Raw genomic sequence first — 16,795 nt, 5'->3', positions numbered from 1 at the left:
TTACCATAGGCTATTCTGGCTGATTCGCTTGCTGATTTTGTTGGCGGCGATCAGCAGGGCCAGGTTTACGACGGAATTAAAGAGACCGACAGCGGCGCTGTAGCTCCAGCCGAACTCAATGAGACCTTTCCGGTACACGAACGACGAGATGACGTCTGCTGTATCATACGTACTCGGATTGTACAGGAGAATGATTTTCTCGAAGCCGACATTGAGCATGTTCCCCATCCGCAAAATAAACATAATGGAAATGGTTGGCAGGATGCCGGGCAGCGTAATGTGCCAAATCTGCTTGATCCGGGGGGCGCCGTCGATTTTGGCCGCTTCATACTGCTCCTGGTCAATGCTCATTAAAGCAGCAAGATAGATGATCGATTCCCAACCGATTTTTTGCCAGATTTCTGATAAAATATATATGGTTCGAAACAGCTCGGGCTTCTGCAGCATCGCTGTATCATTCATGCCAAAGTAAGTCAGAAAGTTGTTGACGAGACCGCCATTGTTCGTAAAATCCTTGATCATGCCGGCAATGACGATCAGGGAAATGAAGTAAGGCATATACGTGACGGTTTGGACAAACCGCTGAAACTTCTTGTTCGCGAGCTCGTTGATCAGAATCGCCAGAACAATCGGGGCCGGAAACTCAAAGCACAAGGAATACAGCGAGATCAGCACGGTATTTTTCAAAATGCGCCAAAAGTAGTACGAGCTGAAGAAATCATGGAAGTTCTGCAAGCCGACCCACGCGCTGCCGGAGACGCCCTTGATCGGTGTATACTCTTTGAAAGCGATCAGCGCGCCATACATCGGGGCGTAGTGGAAGGTCACATAATAAGCAAGGACAGGAACCATCATGAGATATAAATACTTGTTAAGCAGGAAATCGCGCTTGAAACGAGTCGCAAAGCTTGCTTCCGCCGTTTTACGCATGAGATCTCTCCTTTCGCCGCGAGTTTGAAAAATAGAGCAAAGGGGAGGAGTCGACTCCTCGCCCTCCGCAGGTCAAGCTTAGCGTTTGTTATAGCGGTCCAAGGAGGCTTTCTTGATTTCGATGGCGCGATCCAGCTTGACCGATTTGAATTTTTCAACGTATTTGTCGAAGGCATCGACAGGCTCAGTGCCCAGAATGATTTTCAGCGTCATTTCGTCGACGAGCGTATCGATGTCGGTCATAATTTTCGCAAGCTCTGTGCTTTCTTCAGGCGTCGCGGTAATTGGCGGCAGCTTATGTTTGTCGACGTCGGTTTTGGACCAAGTCGTTACCGCATCGCGCTGCGTTTGCAGGGCGAGGTATTGTTCAATGTAGCGTTTGTCTTGCACGAACGGCCCGTTGTGATTGCCGCGGATGTAGAGCGCCATCGCTTGCGCTGGCGCAAGTTTGTCCGGATTTTTCATCAGCAGGTCGGTATATTTCGGATAGTTGTTCTCCATGTTGTAGGAGACGCCGGCTGTGCCGAAGTTGAAGAGCATATGGCCTTCCTCCGAATAGCCGTAGTCCAGCAATCTGGTTGCTGTTTCAATGTTCTTGGAGCTGGCCGTGATTGCGACGGAGCCGCCAGGCGCGTTAGCTGGATCTTTTTGGCTGTACATCGCAATGTCGCCTTTTTTCAGCACAGGATAAGGAGCGCCGACGAGCACGCCTTTCGGATCTTTTGCCGTGATGAGCGGCTGCCATTTGCCGATACCGCCGCCTGCATTCTGCACAGTTACGCCTGTGGCGCCGGATGCGATATTCGCGTCAAGCGCTTTGCTGTCGGCGGTCGCGAAGTTTTTATCGATGAGGCCTTCCTCGTACCATTTATGGAACGTCGCAAGGAAGTCCTTATAGCCTTTCTCGGCTGGCCCGAACTTGATGGCGCCTTTGTCGTCGATAAAGAAATCACGGGTGACGCCGAAAGCGCTGGCGAAAGCGCCGTTGGCGAGCTCGTTGAACGGTCTAGGTACGGATACGACGGAGAACGCAGCTGTTGCACCTTTCTTTTCTTTAAAAGCTTTGAGCGTGGTGTACCAGTCGTCGATCGTCTCCGGAACCGGCAAGCCGAGCTCATCGAGCCAGTCTTTGCGGATAATCGGCCCTTGGAAGACGCGCAGATAGTCGTCGCCGCGAATGAACGGGAACACGTAGTAGCTGCCGTTGTCCGTTTTGACCTGCTTATCGACGTCCGGGTGCTCTTTCAAATATTTCTTGAGGTTTGGCGCATATTTATCGATCGCATCGTTAAGCTTCAAAATATAGCCGTCTTTGATCGCTTTTTCCGGGCCGCCTGGGAAGTCGCCCTGGAAGTTGAATTCGATCATGTCCGGCAGATCGCCGGAGGCCAGCATGACGTTCAACGCTTGCTTGCCCTGATTTGTCGGCGGGGTCAAGAATTTCAGGTTGACGCCGGTTGCCTTCTGCCAGTTCTGATAGAACGGCACGTCGGCTTGCGCGGATTTCACCCCGACCAGGTTGCCGGTAATTTCGGCCCAGTACGTTAACGTTTTATCCGATTTTAGCGGATAGCTGACAGCGGCAGCGGCGGCAGGACTGGATGTCGTACCGGAATTGCCAGAGGAAGCGGCAGGACTCGAGCTTCCGGAAGGCGACGAAGAATTAGACGAACATGCAACAACGAGACTTCCCATTAAGGATGTAGCAACAAGCACAGTGAATACCTTTTTGTTTCTTTTCATGAGACGACCTCCTTGAAAAAGATGGGCTGAGCTTTGCGCCTGGTCTAGCTGTGTTGATAATCCAACTATATGATAACGCTTTCAAAACAACTATCTTGAAAAAAGCCAATCGCGTCTCGAAAATTGGGTTCATGCTCTACAAAATGTCCAATTCCTTCTTGAAAAAAGACAAAATGGGGGCGGAATCATCGGTTTGTTTAAGAAAAAGGGCCGGTTCGCACCGGCTCCTGCTTCGTTTTGCATATGGGATGGGCTTATCTTTGCTCAAGCAATTCCTTATATTTGCCGGGCGTAATGCCCTCGACCTTCTTGAAAACGCGGATGAACGCATTAATATCGTTAAAACCGACCCCATAGGCGGCATCGCCGACCGATTGTTCCTCCTGCATCAGGAGCTGCTTGGACTTCTCGATCCGTACTTTGTTGATCCGGTCCAGCAAGCCTTCGCCGACATGATCCTTGAACAACTTGGATAAGTAGGTCGCTTTCCGGTCAAAATGGCTGCCGATCATGGACACATTCAGATTCGCATCGGCGTAATTGTGCTCAATGTAGCTGTTCACTTGATCGACGAGCTGCTGCATCGCTTTCTGCTTGGTCAGCGTTTGGGCATGCTGGCGCTTGGAAGCGGTATGCCCGCACACAAGTTCGAGCATCTCACCCAGCTGCTGTTTGATTTCATCCTTGGACTTGCTCTGCAGCAGCCGCTCGACCTGCTTAGGATTGCGAATGAAGAAGCTCTCCTGCAAGCCGCCAGTATCGTTCAAGCAAGTCATGAGCGTAGACAGCATATTTTGGAGAAGCAGGCGCGTCATGGTAATCGAACTGCCGGCATCTTGAATGTTTCGATCTAAAATATCGTTTACAATATGCTGGGCTTCCGTAAGCTCCCCGAATTTGGCGGCATTGAGCAACTGCTGTTCGAGCTGCATCGGATAGTAATAGCCGCTTGGGTTGTCGCAGGCCGTATGCGCGATGAGATCCGGATACGCGAGAATGTCGGCGTCTCCCACAACAAGCTTATAGGTCATCGCATCAAGCGCTTCAAGGAACGCCTGCGGCACGAACTGAATATGTTCATAGCTGCTTGAAATGGAAATCGTCAAGTGAATGTCATACGTGGAAGCCAGAAACTGCCGAGCTTCGTCGGCAATGCGCACGAGCTCGTTTTTGGCGCTTTGCGCATCTTCCGTCGTGAGGTTCACCAAGCAGGCCAGCGAATCGTCGATTTCAGTAGCATAGCCGCGGTGCTGTGCGGAGAGCAGCTCTTCTACCACATTGCTGACGATGAAGTGCAGCAGTTTCCATTTCTCCTCTTCCGTTGACAGGGTGACGCGTTCAAAGAATGTCTCGTTTTTGTCCACGACGAACAGCATAACTGCGAACTGCCGCCGGTCGAGCTTTATCTCGAACGTGGTGAGCGCTTCATAGATCGGGATTCGTCCATCGAGCTTGCCGCGCAGCAGCTTCTCGACGAAATGGGAGCGGACAATGTGCCGCTGCTGCTCCATTTTACTTTTGAAATCAGCCATTTCGTCCAGGGTATTGTCTACAGCTTCTTGGATAAAATGAAATTCGTTAAATCGGTTGGCCGATTGCAGCACTTCCTTCTTCGCGAAAGCCTGGACAAGCCGGCGCACGGGATGATAGTTGCGTCGAAGGAAGAACAGCGTCAGAATGCCGCCCCCGAGCAGCGAGATCAGCATGCTGAGATACGTCAAATTACGGACGTGGGAAGCTTTTTGCCAATAGATCGCACTCGGCATGATGGAAACGTATTTGAGCTTCGAACGGGGAGACTGAATCGAGAAGACCTCGTACTCGTCGCCATTCGGGGCCGTGTAATTGAAATTCGGATTCGCATTTAACTGGTCGTACGGAAAATTGGCAGGCATCGCGATCTCCGAATTGGAGGCGAGTACCGTATTGAATTCATTAAGAATCAACACATGCCCCTCGTTGAAAACCTCCATGTTCTGAATGGCACTCAGAATGCGCGACTGATCCACCATGATGACGTTTGTCGCACTCGGTTGCCCGTGATCGAGCGGATACGTGCTGATGTAGGCGACGGACTTCTGCAATGAATTGTCTTCCGCAATGCGCGTTATCGGAATGAAGCCTTTGAAATTCGGCTGGGTCATCATGAGTTGCCAGGCGTTGTAAGACCATTTATTGTTCTTGTGCAGCGTCTCATAAGCAAATTCAGTAGTACGGACCGTCGATGGCAAAATAACGGATTGATCTTTGTTCAAATAGATGTAAAAGGAATCGATTAATGGATAGGAAGTTTTGTACTGCGCAAGGGTGCGGGCGATTTGATAGGTATCGTATCGATAGTCTTTGGGGTAGGCCTCGTATTTATTGGAATAGAGAAGCTCCTGCAAGTTGACGTTCCATGTAATTTCAAAATTCAGCTGTTCCATCGCTTTAAACTGATTGTCCATCACTTCGCGGACTTGCTTGAGGAGGGAATCGTTCGCCTGCTGAATTTCTTCCTTGAGTGTCCGATTGGATTCAAAGTAGAGCAGAACCCCGATTACGACGGGCAGCAGCAAAATCACGATATACGAAATCAACCAGGTCAGCACGATGCTCTGCCGATTAAAGAAGAGAAGTTTTCGCATGTGAACAGCCCCTCTCTATGTCAATGAAATATCGTTCGCAACTTGGAAATGATAGCGTTCTCATTCTATTGTAGGCCCTTCCCCACCTTGCGTCAACGACGGAAAGTGGGGCGTACCGCTTGCTAGTCTATCGTTTGATATCGCTCTTTACCGAAGAAATAGAAGAAAAGCAGCGAGATGAGCACATAAATAATCGCTGTCACGCAAAACGCGTATGCATAGCCAAAATAACTCCCGTAGCGGGAGACGAGGCCTGTACTTAGCGGAGAAGCGATGAACCAGCCCAGATTGAAGACCGCTTCCCCCGAGGAGGAAGCGAGGCCGCGGAGCGAGCGGTGGACGTAACTCATTTTGATGGAATTGTAAAAAGGGTTCGCCGCATTCATCAGCGCCTGCCGGAACAAGTAGCCGCCCGAAGACAGATAGAAGTTGGCGGAAAACGCGGTCAGCAGCAGAAACGGGATCGAGCTGAGCTGCAAATATACGACGGATCTGACTTCTCCGTAGCGTTTGGCGATCATCGGTCCGATCAGAAAAGCAATGGCTGTCGCGGCTTGTCCAAAGGCGACCACGATGCCAATCGCGGATTTGGAAGCCTCGAACCGGTCCTCGAAGTAGACGTTCAGGTACGGCACAATCATGCCGCCGCCGATCGAGGAGAGCAGGCCCAACATGCAAAAAATCGCGATTACCTGGAGCGAGGTCTTATGCTCTTTAACAGTCAGCCGCCAGTTCAGTTTCTCGCGCCGGGGCTGCTGCTCCTGCTGGCTTTTATCAAACAAGGACATCGGAATGACGCCGAGGGCCGCGATGCCTACGCCGATGAGCAGTGTCACTTGCAGGCTGTGAATATTTTCGAGGCCGAAGCCAAAATGAAATAGATCGCAAAGCACGCCGCCAAGCGCGATGCCGATGACATTTGCGAGCATGACGAGCGCCATGTTCAGGGAAAACAGATGCACACGCTGCTCCGGCGTCGAATTGTTCGCCATAAATGGCAGGATCGTCGCGGAGACGACGGCCAGTGCCATGCCGCCAAGGAAAGCCGCGATCAGCATGCCGTGCTCCACTTGAATGAGCGATCTCGCGGTAAGCGCAAGGATGGTGAAGATCAACCCTGCGGAGATGACCTTCTTGGGGCCGAACCGGTCATTCATAATGCCGGCGGGAATCAGGATGATCGCAGCCGCCAGCGCCGACATGCCGACCATGCTGCCGACCGTCGTTTGGCCGAAGCCGAGGCTTTTGACATAAAGATTGTAGACAAGTCCGAACATGGAAATGCCTAAATTCCAAACGAAATTGAACCAGAAAAATAACTTAATATTGCGACTATAGCCAGTCAATTGGTACTTCCATTCGCGAAGCAAAGTGATCATGTTGGAGATTTCCTTTGTAATTGTGTCTAAATTGTAAGCGTCTTTTCTATTCTACCATTGGTAAATACTTTTGAACACGGGAAACACTTGATATTCGATGGGATCTGTATAATAATAAGTAATCTAATCTACGAAGCAGGGAGTACGAGAATTAAAATGTCTACATCAACAAGTGTCGTGACAGAAGAACAGAAGCCGGATCTAGAGCAAATTGAAATTTGGAAATGTAAAGGGACAGAATGTAAAGCATGGGTTCGCAAAGAGTTCGTTACGGAAGATGTACCGACTTGTCCGCTCTGCAAAGGTCAGATGGTGCGCAGCTACAAGCATGTGCCGGTGACAACGAAAAAAGGGAACAAGAAGTTCCTGGTAGGCAAAAAAAGATTCTAACGAGTTCCGAGAAATCGAGAGATCATGAGCATCTTCGTGCGAGGCGTGAAGAGTGGTGCTTGTGATCTTTTTTGCTTTTCTAGCAAGTATCCGGTGAGACAGGCATACGTTCTATTAGAGGGGGCGATCGGCATGTCGGAAAGTGACTGGAAGCTGAGCGAGGATTCCACGCGGATGATTCAAGAATTAATCGCGCGCAAGATGAAATGGGATAAAATGAAGGAACGGCAGCCGATCTTGTCCATAACGGGAGCAGGGCTTGTGCTGGTTGTACTCTATGCGTTATATCGCACGGTAATTGCCGAATCGGGAGGCAACGCCCTGCTGATGCTCGATCTGCTGATTGCCAATCGGCTGCTGTGCGGGGGGCTGTTGGCCGGTGTTGTATTTATCATGTACGCATCGCTGCGCGCCAAGAAAGTGGAGTCGGCCAAGGAAGACTATGAGAGTTTGAGAATTGAAACCATCGAGCGGCTGGAGGCGTCTTGGCTGAAGGAAGAAGAGAAATCGGCTTCGCGCGATCAGCTGTCCTCCTTTCTATTTCAGCGCTATGCGATTAATATAGGTTATAAGAGTTGATTTCAATGCAGAGGAGTATCGTGTGGTGACGTATTCATGTCAATTTGTACAGGATTTGGATGGAATATGGAGTGATCTATCTAGTGAAAGGCTGACTGGCGTTCTGGCAGGCGAGCCGCCGCGGCTTGAAACGACGTTCCAGGCTTGTTGGACCGAAGACAGCCTATACATCCGGTTTCTCTGTGAAGACGATCACATCGTCGCTACGATGACCGAGCACGACGATCCGATCTACCAAGAGGACGTCGTGGAAGTGTTTGTATCGCCGACCGGGAAGCTGACCGATTACTATGAGTTCGAAGTGAGCCCGACAGGCGTGCTGTTCGATGCCGTCATCCGTAATTACCTGGATGGTCGCATAGATGGTGACATCGCCTGGCATGCACCAGGCTTTCGCGCGGAGATTACCCCGCATGCGGAGGGTTGGGTGTCGTACGTCGTCCGCATTCCATTCGCGGATCTGGACGGTCGAGCGATGCCGGCTGACGGGGAAACATGGCTGTGCAACTTTTACCGGATCGACGACGATCGCGAAGGCAATCGCCACTACTGGGCCTGGTCCCCGACAGGGCGGATCAATTACCACATCCCGGAGAAGTTCCGGCAGATGGTGTTTGAGCGGGGGTAGGAGGAGTTGCTGATGTTTTCGGATATGGCTAATACCCGGATGTACCGCAACAGTACGTGGCAATGGCGACAATGCCTGCAATGCCGACAATACCGGTAATGTCAGGCAATGCCTGCAATATCGGAAATACCGACAATGCCGCTAATACCGACAATGCCTGCAATACTGGTAATACCAGACAATGCCTGCAATACCGGCAATACCGGCAATACCGACAATGCCTGCAATACCGGCAATACCGACAATGCCTGCAAACATGCAGGCATTTCGTCTCAAATCGTCCGATTTCCGGAAATTCCTGCGATTGTGCAGGCATTTACAGCGAATTACCTATTTTCTGAGAAAACAGGGCGCAAAAACTGCCCTTTCGCAGGAATTTCCATCAAAACGCGGTGATGCTGAGAAAATTCCTGCCTTTTTGCAGGAACCCCGGGTCGTCCGCAGGAGCGTCTAAGCTCCAAAACAGCAGCTTGTCCTCAACAAGTCTGGACTCGATACCCCGCTAGTCTTGGATACAGCACGCTTAGTGCTAAGCGAGGGGGCTGGGCTACAAGTTCCGTGACAAGTTAATGTAGAGCTATCAACTCGAAGTATCGTGACAAGCTAATGTAGGGCTATCAGCTCGAAGTACCGTGACAAGCTAATGTAGAGCTATCAGCTCGAAGCGCCGTGACAAGTTCAAGTAGGGCTATCAGCTCGAAGTATTATTACAAGTTAATGTAGAGCTATCAGCTCGAAGTACTGCAAACTAGCTACTCTCCGCCATCCGCTTAAAGCATGCTAACAAGTTAGACTCCCCCACCAATCTCTAATCTCCCATCAATGGCAGACATAAGATAGTCTCAGGTCGCACGAAATTGTCGGCTGGATCAAACAAGTTAAGCCTCTACGATGCTTGCGAAGTGCATTGCTTGCGCAGTGAATGAAATGAACGCACGGCATTCTTGCCAGAAGCGCATTTCAGGGGTATTCTCGCTGTACGCTGTTCCCGCAAATGTATTTCCTACAGTCAATTCGCCGGTAAACGGGTGATTCGGGAGAGGTTCCTGCATTTCATACAGGTCTTTTGGCATCCTACCTTCAATTTCGCCTGAAAACGGCAGCGTATTCGGAATTTAATTGTAGTTTTTGCATGATTTCTCGAAAATTAAGGGCTTATAGAATAATTTGATGTAGGTTTTACATCTTATCATTATTTGGCGAAGTGAGGCCGAGGAGCAGCAACGATCTCTGCTGGGCAATGCGGCAGTGTGGGAGTGTGGCAAGGCAATGCGGCAGTCGCAACAGAACGAAAGTACGTGCTGCCGTCTCTAGTAAAAAAAGGCGGTCTCCAAGTCACATGGTGACTGAAGCCGGAGCCGCCCGCGTCTCTTAGCTGCGCCTGCACGACTTACGCAGGTGCGGCCTCCCCCAGCACCGACTGCAGGTGCTGGAACGCCCAGATTAGCTCCTCCTGCGTAATCGTGAGCGGCGGAGCTAGACGAATCGTATGCTCATGGGTCTCCTTGCACAGCAAGCCGAGTCCCATGAGCTTCTCGCAATAGCCCCTCGCCGGCATCGTCAGCTCGATGCCGATAAACAGCCCGCGCCCCCGCAGCTCCTTGATCAGCGGGGAGCGGAGCTCGCCCAGGCGCTGGAGCAGCCCAGCGCCCAAAACCTCGGAGCGCTCGGCCAGCCTCTCGCGCTCCAGCACCTCCAGGGCGGCAACCGCCACCGCGCACGCGAGCGGGTTGCCGCCGAACGTCGAGCCGTGTGAGCCGGGCTCAAACACGGCCAAAACCTCCCGATCTCCGGCGACCGCCGAGATCGGCAGCACACCGCCGCCAAGGGCTTTGCCGAGCAGCAGGAGGTGGGGGGTGACACCCTCCCAATCGCAGGCAAAGCGGCGGCCGGTGCGGCCGAATCCCGTCTGGATCTCGTCGGCCGCAAACAAAACCCGATTCGCCTCGCACAGCTCGAAGCAATCGCGCAAGTACCCCGCCGGCGGGATGATGATGCCGGCTTCGCCCTGGATCGGCTCGACGAGGAAGCCGGCCGTGTTCGGGCCAATCGCCGCGCGCAGCGCCTCCACATCCCCGTAAGGGATGATACGGAAGCCCGGCGTAAACGGCCCGAACCCGCGCCGGTACGCCGGCTCGGAGGAGAACGACGTCACGGTGATCGTCCGCCCGTGAAAGTTCCCTGCGCAGACGATGATCTCCGTCTGCCCATCCGGGATGCCTTTGACGTCGCAGCCCCAGCGGCGGATCGCTTTGATCGCCGTTTCGACCGCCTCGGCGCCGGTATTCATGGGCAAAATCATCTCTTTGCCCGTGTACGCCGCTAATTTTTCATAAAACTCGCCTAACATTTCATGATGAAAAGCTCTGGACGTCAGCGTCACCTTGCCGGCCTGCTCAAACAGGGCATTCAAGATGTGCGGATGCCGGTGTCCGTGGTTGAGCGCCGAGTAAGCGCTGAGCATATCCATATAACGACGGCCTTCCGGATCCTCGACCCATACGCCTTCGGCCTTCGAAATAACAATCGGGAGCGGATGATAATTGGCGGCTCCGTACTTCTCCGTTTGACGGATAATCGCGTCGCTGCGGTTCGTCATGCGCCATTCCTCCTTCGGGGGGCTAGAAGTGCCCAGCCTCATACCTTATACTATTCTCGAGGAGGAAAACGTTGCCAACGGGAGATGGTTTGTTTGCCTGAAAACGCATACTACTGGCTATTCCGTTCACACTAAGAAATAGGTCTTATCGCAGCAAGACAACCTGAAGAAACGGGGAAGGTGCACAGCATGAGCTATCGCATTGAAAAAGATTTTTTAGGGGAAAAACAAGTACCGTCAGACGCCTACTACGGCATACAGACGATGCGTGCCGTTGAGAATTTTCCGATTACAGGCGTTAAAATCCATGCCGAGCTCATCACCGCGCTGGCGGAAGTGAAGTATGCCGCGGCGATGGCGAATATGGATACCCACATGCTGCCGCGTAAAATTGGTGATGCCATCGTAACCGCAGCCGCTGAAGTACGGCAGGGAAAACTAATCGAGCAATTTATTGTGGATTCCATCCAGGGCGGAGCGGGAACCTCTATCAATATGAATATGAACGAAGTGCTGGCGAATCGTGCGCTCGAGCTGCTGGGCGAAGAGAAGGGGCAGTATTTTCAGTGCAATCCGAACAATCATGTGAACATGTCTCAATCCACGAACGATGCGATTCCAACGGCTATCAAAATCGCCGCCTACCGGCTCTCTGAGGAGCTGATCACGGCGATGAGTTCGCTGCAAGCGGCATTTGCCAAGAAGGAAATCGAGTTTGACGACGTGATCAAAATGGGTCGCACCCATCTGCAGGACGCCGTTCCGATTCGATTGGGACAGGAGTTCGGGGCGTATGCCCGTGTGCTGCAGCGCGACATCAACCGGATCAAGCATGCGTCCAAGGGACTGCTTGCAGTGAATATGGGGGCAACTGCCGTCGGCACGGGGCTGAACGCCAAACCCGCCTATGTGGAGCGGGTGCTGTATTATTTGAAAGCCGAGGTCGGCATTCCGATTGAATTGGCGGAACATCTCGTTGACGGCACGCAAAATATGGACGCCTACACAGAGCTTTCAGCTTCACTCAAAGTGTGCGCGGTCAATTTGTCCAAAATCTGCAACGACATCCGCATGATGGCCTCCGGCCCGCGGGCAGGGTTGGGCGAGCTGAAGCTGCCGCCAAGACAGCCGGGTTCGTCGATTATGCCTGGCAAAGTAAACCCGGTCATGCCGGAAGTTGTCAATCAAGTAGCGTTTCAGGTCATCGGGAACGATCATACGATCTGTCTGGCATGCGAAGCGGGGCAGTTCGAGCTGAATGTGATGGGGCCGGTGCTGGCGTTCAATCTGCTGCAATCCTTAAAAATATTGCGCAACGCCGCCGCGGTCTTCGAGCAGTTTGCCATTGAAGGGCTTGAAGCGGACCGGGAACGCTGCAAAATGTATGTGGAACAAAGCTTCGGCATTGTGACTGCTTTGAATCCGCATCTGGGCTACGAGGTAGCAGCGCAGCTTGTCAAAGAAGCGCTCAAAACCGGCATGACGCTCAAAGAGTTGATCCTCGAGCGCGGACTGCTGACGCCGGAGGAAATTGAGGAGATTTTGAATCCTGTGCAGATGACGACGCCGGGAATTGCCGGTGAGCGGTTGCTGCATCTGGAACAGTAGGTCATTATCGTTAGAGACGCGCCTCTCCATGCTCTTTAATTGACCAATGGTTCAAAAAATATCAATCGATTGCCGAAAGGATCCGTCAGTCTCATCTCGCGGGTATGCCAAGGCGTTGTTTCAATTCCCGGCCGGGAGTAGCGATGCTGCTGGCTGAGAAGGCGGGCGTGAAAATCGTCCAAGTTCTGGATCTCGATGCGAATTGAGGAGCCGGGTGTGCAGTCGCCGTAATGCTCCGATAAATGCAGCTTAAGCGCCCCGAGGACCACTTCCATGTAGAGCGGCATGTCCGGTTCGAAGCGGTGCTCCCAGGCCAGTGTGAAACCGAGGTAGTCGAGGTAGAATTGCTTGGCTTTATACTCGTCGAACATTCGGAGAATCGGTGTAACGTGAAGTACGGTCGGTGCCTCTGACATGTGACGTTCAACTCCTTCGCGTTATGTATTAAAGTTAGTGTAGAATCCGCCGCCGGATTTGGCAAGCGAACCTTTCTGAGCAAGAGGGATAATGGTCAAAAGAAGAGCCCCGGCGCGCCAATTCAGGCGCTGCCGGGGCTCTTCCCGCTGCAGCCGACGTCCTTACAAAATCGCGTCCCCCATGAGCGAACAGATGAGGCCCGCCGTCAACTCGGACGTCGTGTTCTCCCGATCGAGCAGCGGGTTCACTTCTACGAATTCGGCGGACGTTACGATACCGGACTCGCACAGCATCTCAACGGCAAGGAACGCTTCGCGGAACAGGAGTCCGCCTTTCACAGCCGTGCCTGTGCCGGGCGCTTCCATCGGGTCGAGGGAATCGACATCGTAACTGAGGTGGACGCCGTCCGTCCGATCCTTAAGATAATTGATCGCTTCCTGCATGACGGCAGCCATGCCTTTGCGGTCGATGTCGTACATCGTATAGCATTTGATGCCAAGAGAACGAATCAGCTTCTTCTCGCCTTCGTCCAGCGAGCGGGAGCCGATGAGTACGACGTGTTCGGGCCGGATTTTCGGCCGGATCTGCAACAGGTCGGTAAGCAGCGGATGGCCGAGCCCGAGGCTGACCGCGAGCGACATCCCGTGGATGTTGCCGGAAGGGCTCGTTTTGGCGGTGTTCAGATCGGAATGCGCATCGATCCAGATGACGCCGAGCTTGCGGTAATGCCGCGCAAGTCCGGCGATCGAGCCGATAGCAATGCTGTGGTCGCCGCCCAGCACAAGCGGGAAGCGGCCTTGCTGGACAGCCCCTGACACCTGCTCGGCGAGCTTCGTATTCAAGGCCGCGATTTCGGCCAAATAATGAAGATTGGCAGTGTCTGTCTGAGCGCTTAGCGGCTTGAAGCCGCCCGGATGAAGCGCCACTTCCGCCGTTTGAATATCGGTGAAGCCTAGGATGCGCAGGCTTTGCAGCAAGCCCGCTTGCATAATGGCTTCCGGGCCCTGGCTTGCCCCGCGGCAAGCGGCGCCAAGATCGAAAGGAACGGAGATCGCAGTCAGTTTAGGTTGATTACGCATGGGAACATCTCCTCCCTGGGGTGATGCTACTTACTTTACTATATGATGCCAGGCTGCCATTGTTCCCAGGGCACAGCTTCCCGGTAAAGGAAAAGGTACAGCGGACAGAGCCTAGACGCCCTGCATGCTGTACCTTATCGATTTTTAGAATGCCCAATTGCCTTTGCGGAAGATGGGTTCCACACGGCCATCTTTATACTCACCGTCAATATCCATCTCGGCGGAGCCGATCATGAAATCGACGTGGATCAAGCTGTGGTTAAGGCCTGCCTGCAGCTGCTCCTCCTTGGACATCGTCGTCCCACCCTCAAGACAGGTTGGGAACGAGCGCCCCAGTGCCAGATGGTTGGAGGCATTTTCATCATAGAGTGTGTTGTAGAAGATCAGGTTCGAGTTCGAAATCGGCGAATCATGCGGTACAAGAGCGATTTCGCCCAAATGGCGCGCGCCTTCATCCATCTCGATCATTGCTTTCAGGGATTCATAGCCCTGCTCGGCCGAATACTCGGTTACGCGACCCTGCTCGAACGTCAGACTGAAGCCGTTGATGACGCTGCCATGATAGCTCAGCGGCTTCGTGCTGCGAACCGTTCCGGATGTGCCCAAGCGGTGCGGAGAAATGAATACCTCTTCCGTCGGGATATTCGGATTGAATTCAAAGCCGCCTCGTCCATTGGTCGCCGAGCCGCCCCGCCAAATATGATTATCTGGCAGCATAACTGTCAGATTCGTGCCCGGCGCGCGGTAATGGATTTTATGGAACTGCTTCGCGTTAAGCTCTTCGCGCTTGCTGCGCAGCGTTCCGTTATGCGCAAGCCATGTCGCGACCGGGTTCTCCTGATCGACGCGCGTCGCTTTGAAGATGGCGTCCCATAGGGCGATTACAGCGTCGTCTTCCGCAAGATCCGGGAATACTTTCACCGCCCAGGCCGGCGACGGCGCCGCGATGATCGACCATGTCATGTTGTAGGTTGACATGCTCTCCCGCCATTTGACTAGCAAAGGGCCGGCTGCTTTGGAATTGGCTGCGATGCGGGCTGGGTCAACGTCTTTCAACAACTCCGGATTGTCGGCATCAATCCAAAGGTAGGCGCCGCCGGCTTCGGCAAGCTCCGTCAATGCCTGCGCCCGCCAAGTGGGATACTCGTTAAACGCTTCGTCCGGTGCGAGGGTATAACGGATTTGCGTGCAGATTTCATCCTGCCATTCGATATGTACGTGCTTGGCGCCGGCTTCATAGGCTTTACGGGTAATGGAACGTACGAACGCGGGATGTCCGATCGGCGCATTAATCCACAGTGTCTGGCCAGGCTGAATGTTCAGCGCAATCTTGACGGTCAGCTCGGCGTATTTATCCAAATTGTGTTCAAAGCTCATGAGAACTCCTCCTTGATTGCCTTGATTTCTTTCAGATCTTGCTAGCAGTGTAGCGCTCTTGCCTGCGACTGTCAAATATTTTTTACCGTTGGTTAATAAGGGTTTTCGTATGGAAATTTGTCAACTGTTTACACTAGAGTGAGGAGGTGGGAAGCCATGCTGCGTTTTGAATGGCTGGCCGGCTTGTTACTGCTTGCCCAGCCCGGTGCAGCGCCGTTTCAGGTAACGGATGATGCGCAAACCGGTCAGCGCACCGCGATCATTCAGCGGGAACCTTATACCATTGGCTTACTGGATGTGCCACTGGTCGATCCAGTCAAGTTGGAGCGTTTGGCTGGAGAGATGGAAAAGGCTGTCTACCGAAAGCCGATCAACGCCACGATTGGCGATAATGGAGCCATCGTCAAGGAATCTCCGGGCGCCAGGCTGAACCGGCAAGGATTTATTGATCAATTTTATGCGAACTTTTACGCGCGCGAACCGCTGGTCATGACAATTCCTTTTCAAGCGGTCTACCCCAAAGTGGACAGCGAGCTGCTCGCGAGCATCCGCGTTCGGCCGATCGGGTATTACGTGACGTATTTTAACTCCCGCAATCAGCACCGGTTTACGAATCTGAAGCTCGCTGCGCAGGCGATTAACAATTACGTGGTACTGCCTGGGGAGACGTTCTCTTTCAATCGGGTCGTTGGTATGCGGACGCGCGGCCGGGGGTATATGTCAGCCAAGGTCATCGTGCGGGGCGAATTCTCGGAAGGCATCGGCGGCGGCATCTGCCAGATTTCTTCAACGTTATACAATGCGGTGGACCGGGCGGGGCTGCGGATCGTTGAACGCTACTCGCACAGCCGTTCTGTGCCTTATGTGCCGCATGGGAGAGATGCGACCGTCAACTGGGGCGGTCCGGATTTCAGCTTCCGCAACGACTATAACGAGGCGGTGCTAATTCGGGCGCATGCCGGCAACGGGCAGGTAGTCGTCCAACTTTTTTCCTCGGAGCACATTGCGGTTAAACCTCGGCATGTGCCGGGAGCGGCCAAAGCTGTGCCGGACGAAGTGGAAATTGCGGACCCCGGCAAGCCGATGACGACGCAATAGTCAGGTCAATATCTGCATATTTCACAAAATCTATGCAAGAAATCACAAGTATTTCCCATCCCTTTTTGCTATGATAGTGGATAGACTGAATAGCTTGAGAAGGGTGGAACATGAGCAATATGAAAACGTTTTTAGATGAAAATTTCTTGTTAACGAATGAAACGGCAGTACGTCTATTCCATGAATATGCGAAAGAGCTTCCGATTATTGACTATCACTGTCACCTCAGCCCCCAAGAAATTTATGAGAATAAACAATTCAGCAACATTACAGAAGCTTGGCTGTATGGCGATCACTACAAATGGCGTTTGATGCGTGCAAACGGCGTCGAGGAGTCCAAA

Annotated in this window: 15 protein-coding genes; 6 read left to right on the top strand and 9 right to left on the bottom strand. The window is 52.7% G+C overall.

Annotated elements, in window-relative coordinates; all coding sequences use genetic code 11:
• The 4 genes from ABE504_RS24470 to ABE504_RS24455 all read right to left on the bottom strand — a co-directional run bounded on the left by ABE504_RS24470 (nucleotide 1) and on the right by ABE504_RS24455 (nucleotide 6,679).
• Complete coding sequence (locus ABE504_RS24470; protein ID WP_430093843.1) at nucleotides 1–930, bottom strand: ABC transporter permease; 930 nt, start codon at nucleotides 928–930, stop codon at nucleotides 1–3.
• Nucleotides 931–1,008: 78 nt separating this feature from the next.
• Nucleotides 1,009–2,673, bottom strand: coding sequence for an extracellular solute-binding protein (locus ABE504_RS24465; RefSeq protein ID WP_430093841.1), 1,665 nt, complete (start codon nucleotides 2,671–2,673; stop codon nucleotides 1,009–1,011).
• Nucleotides 2,674–2,927: 254 nt separating this feature from the next.
• Nucleotides 2,928–5,300: a helix-turn-helix domain-containing protein gene (locus ABE504_RS24460; protein WP_430093838.1), complete on the bottom strand. Its 2,373-nt coding sequence runs from the start codon at nucleotides 5,298–5,300 to the stop codon at nucleotides 2,928–2,930.
• A 122-nt stretch (nucleotides 5,301–5,422) separates the two neighbouring features.
• Nucleotides 5,423–6,679 (bottom strand): MFS transporter, encoded by a 1,257-nt coding sequence (locus ABE504_RS24455; protein WP_430093835.1) that lies wholly within the window; start codon nucleotides 6,677–6,679, stop codon nucleotides 5,423–5,425.
• Nucleotides 6,680–6,835: 156 nt separating this feature from the next.
• On the opposite strand from ABE504_RS24455, the gene ABE504_RS24450 reads away from it, so the two are divergent.
• From ABE504_RS24450 to ABE504_RS24440, 3 genes are all read left to right on the top strand, one after another.
• Entirely contained in the window at nucleotides 6,836–7,069 is a 234-nt protein-coding gene (locus ABE504_RS24450) for a cold-inducible protein YdjO-related protein (RefSeq protein ID WP_430093832.1), read from the top strand.
• Between the two features lie 132 nt (nucleotides 7,070–7,201).
• Complete coding sequence (locus ABE504_RS24445; protein ID WP_430093830.1) at nucleotides 7,202–7,648, top strand: DUF2663 family protein; 447 nt, start codon at nucleotides 7,202–7,204, stop codon at nucleotides 7,646–7,648.
• Between the two features lie 25 nt (nucleotides 7,649–7,673).
• On the top strand, nucleotides 7,674–8,276 hold the full coding sequence (locus ABE504_RS24440) for a carbohydrate-binding family 9-like protein (protein WP_430093828.1): 603 nt from the start codon (nucleotides 7,674–7,676) through the stop codon (nucleotides 8,274–8,276).
• Nucleotides 8,277–8,377: 101 nt separating this feature from the next.
• Here the strand turns inward: ABE504_RS24440 and ABE504_RS24435 are convergent, their stop codons facing one another.
• Together ABE504_RS24435 and ABE504_RS24430 are read right to left on the bottom strand one after the other, a co-directional pair.
• Nucleotides 8,378–8,542 (bottom strand): hypothetical protein, encoded by a 165-nt coding sequence (locus ABE504_RS24435; protein WP_430093826.1) that lies wholly within the window; start codon nucleotides 8,540–8,542, stop codon nucleotides 8,378–8,380.
• A 1,124-nt stretch (nucleotides 8,543–9,666) separates the two neighbouring features.
• Entirely contained in the window at nucleotides 9,667–10,875 is a 1,209-nt protein-coding gene (locus ABE504_RS24430; RefSeq protein WP_430093823.1) for an ornithine--oxo-acid transaminase, read from the bottom strand.
• A 180-nt stretch (nucleotides 10,876–11,055) separates the two neighbouring features.
• Here ABE504_RS24430 and ABE504_RS24425 point away from each other — a divergent pair, with 180 nt between their 5' ends.
• Nucleotides 11,056–12,483, top strand: a complete 1,428-nt coding sequence (locus tag ABE504_RS24425; protein WP_430093821.1) for an aspartate ammonia-lyase — start codon at nucleotides 11,056–11,058, stop codon at nucleotides 12,481–12,483.
• 35 nt (nucleotides 12,484–12,518) lie between these two features.
• On the opposite strand, the gene ABE504_RS24420 is transcribed toward ABE504_RS24425, so the two are convergent.
• From ABE504_RS24420 to ABE504_RS24410, 3 genes are all read right to left on the bottom strand, one after another.
• Entirely contained in the window at nucleotides 12,519–12,899 is a 381-nt protein-coding gene (locus tag ABE504_RS24420; protein ID WP_430093819.1) for a glyoxalase superfamily protein, read from the bottom strand.
• 162 nt (nucleotides 12,900–13,061) lie between these two features.
• Nucleotides 13,062–13,979, bottom strand: coding sequence for an arginase (gene rocF, locus ABE504_RS24415; protein WP_430093816.1), 918 nt, complete (start codon nucleotides 13,977–13,979; stop codon nucleotides 13,062–13,064).
• Between the two features lie 144 nt (nucleotides 13,980–14,123).
• Nucleotides 14,124–15,356: an aminopeptidase gene (locus tag ABE504_RS24410; protein ID WP_430093815.1), complete on the bottom strand. Its 1,233-nt coding sequence runs from the start codon at nucleotides 15,354–15,356 to the stop codon at nucleotides 14,124–14,126.
• A gap of 156 nt (nucleotides 15,357–15,512) precedes the next feature.
• Here ABE504_RS24410 and ABE504_RS24405 point away from each other — a divergent pair, with 156 nt between their 5' ends.
• Both ABE504_RS24405 and ABE504_RS24400 read left to right on the top strand, forming a co-directional pair.
• Nucleotides 15,513–16,454: a VanW family protein gene (locus tag ABE504_RS24405; RefSeq protein ID WP_430093813.1), complete on the top strand. Its 942-nt coding sequence runs from the start codon at nucleotides 15,513–15,515 to the stop codon at nucleotides 16,452–16,454.
• A 119-nt stretch (nucleotides 16,455–16,573) separates the two neighbouring features.
• A partial coding sequence (locus tag ABE504_RS24400) for a glucuronate isomerase (protein ID WP_430093897.1) occupies nucleotides 16,574–16,795 on the top strand: 222 nt, incomplete at its 3' end.

It is taken from the genome of Paenibacillus oryzisoli (genome assembly GCF_050467285.1).
GTDB classification, from domain to species: domain Bacteria; phylum Bacillota; class Bacilli; order Paenibacillales; family NBRC-103111; genus Paenibacillus_E; species Paenibacillus_E oryzisoli_A.
Note: the sequence above shows the minus strand (reverse complement) of the source record. Positions and strands in the feature narration are given on the sequence as shown.

Bases quoted from the DNA above. Each gene is read 5' to 3' on its own strand.
- ABE504_RS24470 (WP_430093843.1), bottom strand. From the start codon at position 930: ATGCGTAAAACGGCGGAAGCAAGCTTTGCGACTCGTTTCAAGCGCGAT.
- ABE504_RS24465 (WP_430093841.1), bottom strand. From the start codon at position 2,673: ATGAAAAGAAACAAAAAGGTATTCACTGTGCTTGTTGCTACATCCTTA.
- ABE504_RS24460 (WP_430093838.1), bottom strand. From the start codon at position 5,300: ATGCGAAAACTTCTCTTCTTTAATCGGCAGAGCATCGTGCTGACCTGG.
- ABE504_RS24455 (WP_430093835.1), bottom strand. From the start codon at position 6,679: ATGATCACTTTGCTTCGCGAATGGAAGTACCAATTGACTGGCTATAGT.
- ABE504_RS24450 (WP_430093832.1), top strand. From the start codon at position 6,836: ATGTCTACATCAACAAGTGTCGTGACAGAAGAACAGAAGCCGGATCTA.
- ABE504_RS24445 (WP_430093830.1), top strand. From the start codon at position 7,202: ATGTCGGAAAGTGACTGGAAGCTGAGCGAGGATTCCACGCGGATGATT.
- ABE504_RS24435 (WP_430093826.1), bottom strand. From the start codon at position 8,542: ATGCCTGCATGTTTGCAGGCATTGTCGGTATTGCCGGTATTGCAGGCA.
- ABE504_RS24430 (WP_430093823.1), bottom strand. From the start codon at position 10,875: ATGACGAACCGCAGCGACGCGATTATCCGTCAAACGGAGAAGTACGGA.
- ABE504_RS24420 (WP_430093819.1), bottom strand. From the start codon at position 12,899: ATGTCAGAGGCACCGACCGTACTTCACGTTACACCGATTCTCCGAATG.
- rocF (WP_430093816.1), bottom strand. From the start codon at position 13,979: ATGCGTAATCAACCTAAACTGACTGCGATCTCCGTTCCTTTCGATCTT.
- ABE504_RS24410 (WP_430093815.1), bottom strand. From the start codon at position 15,356: ATGAGCTTTGAACACAATTTGGATAAATACGCCGAGCTGACCGTCAAG.
- ABE504_RS24405 (WP_430093813.1), top strand. From the start codon at position 15,513: ATGCTGCGTTTTGAATGGCTGGCCGGCTTGTTACTGCTTGCCCAGCCC.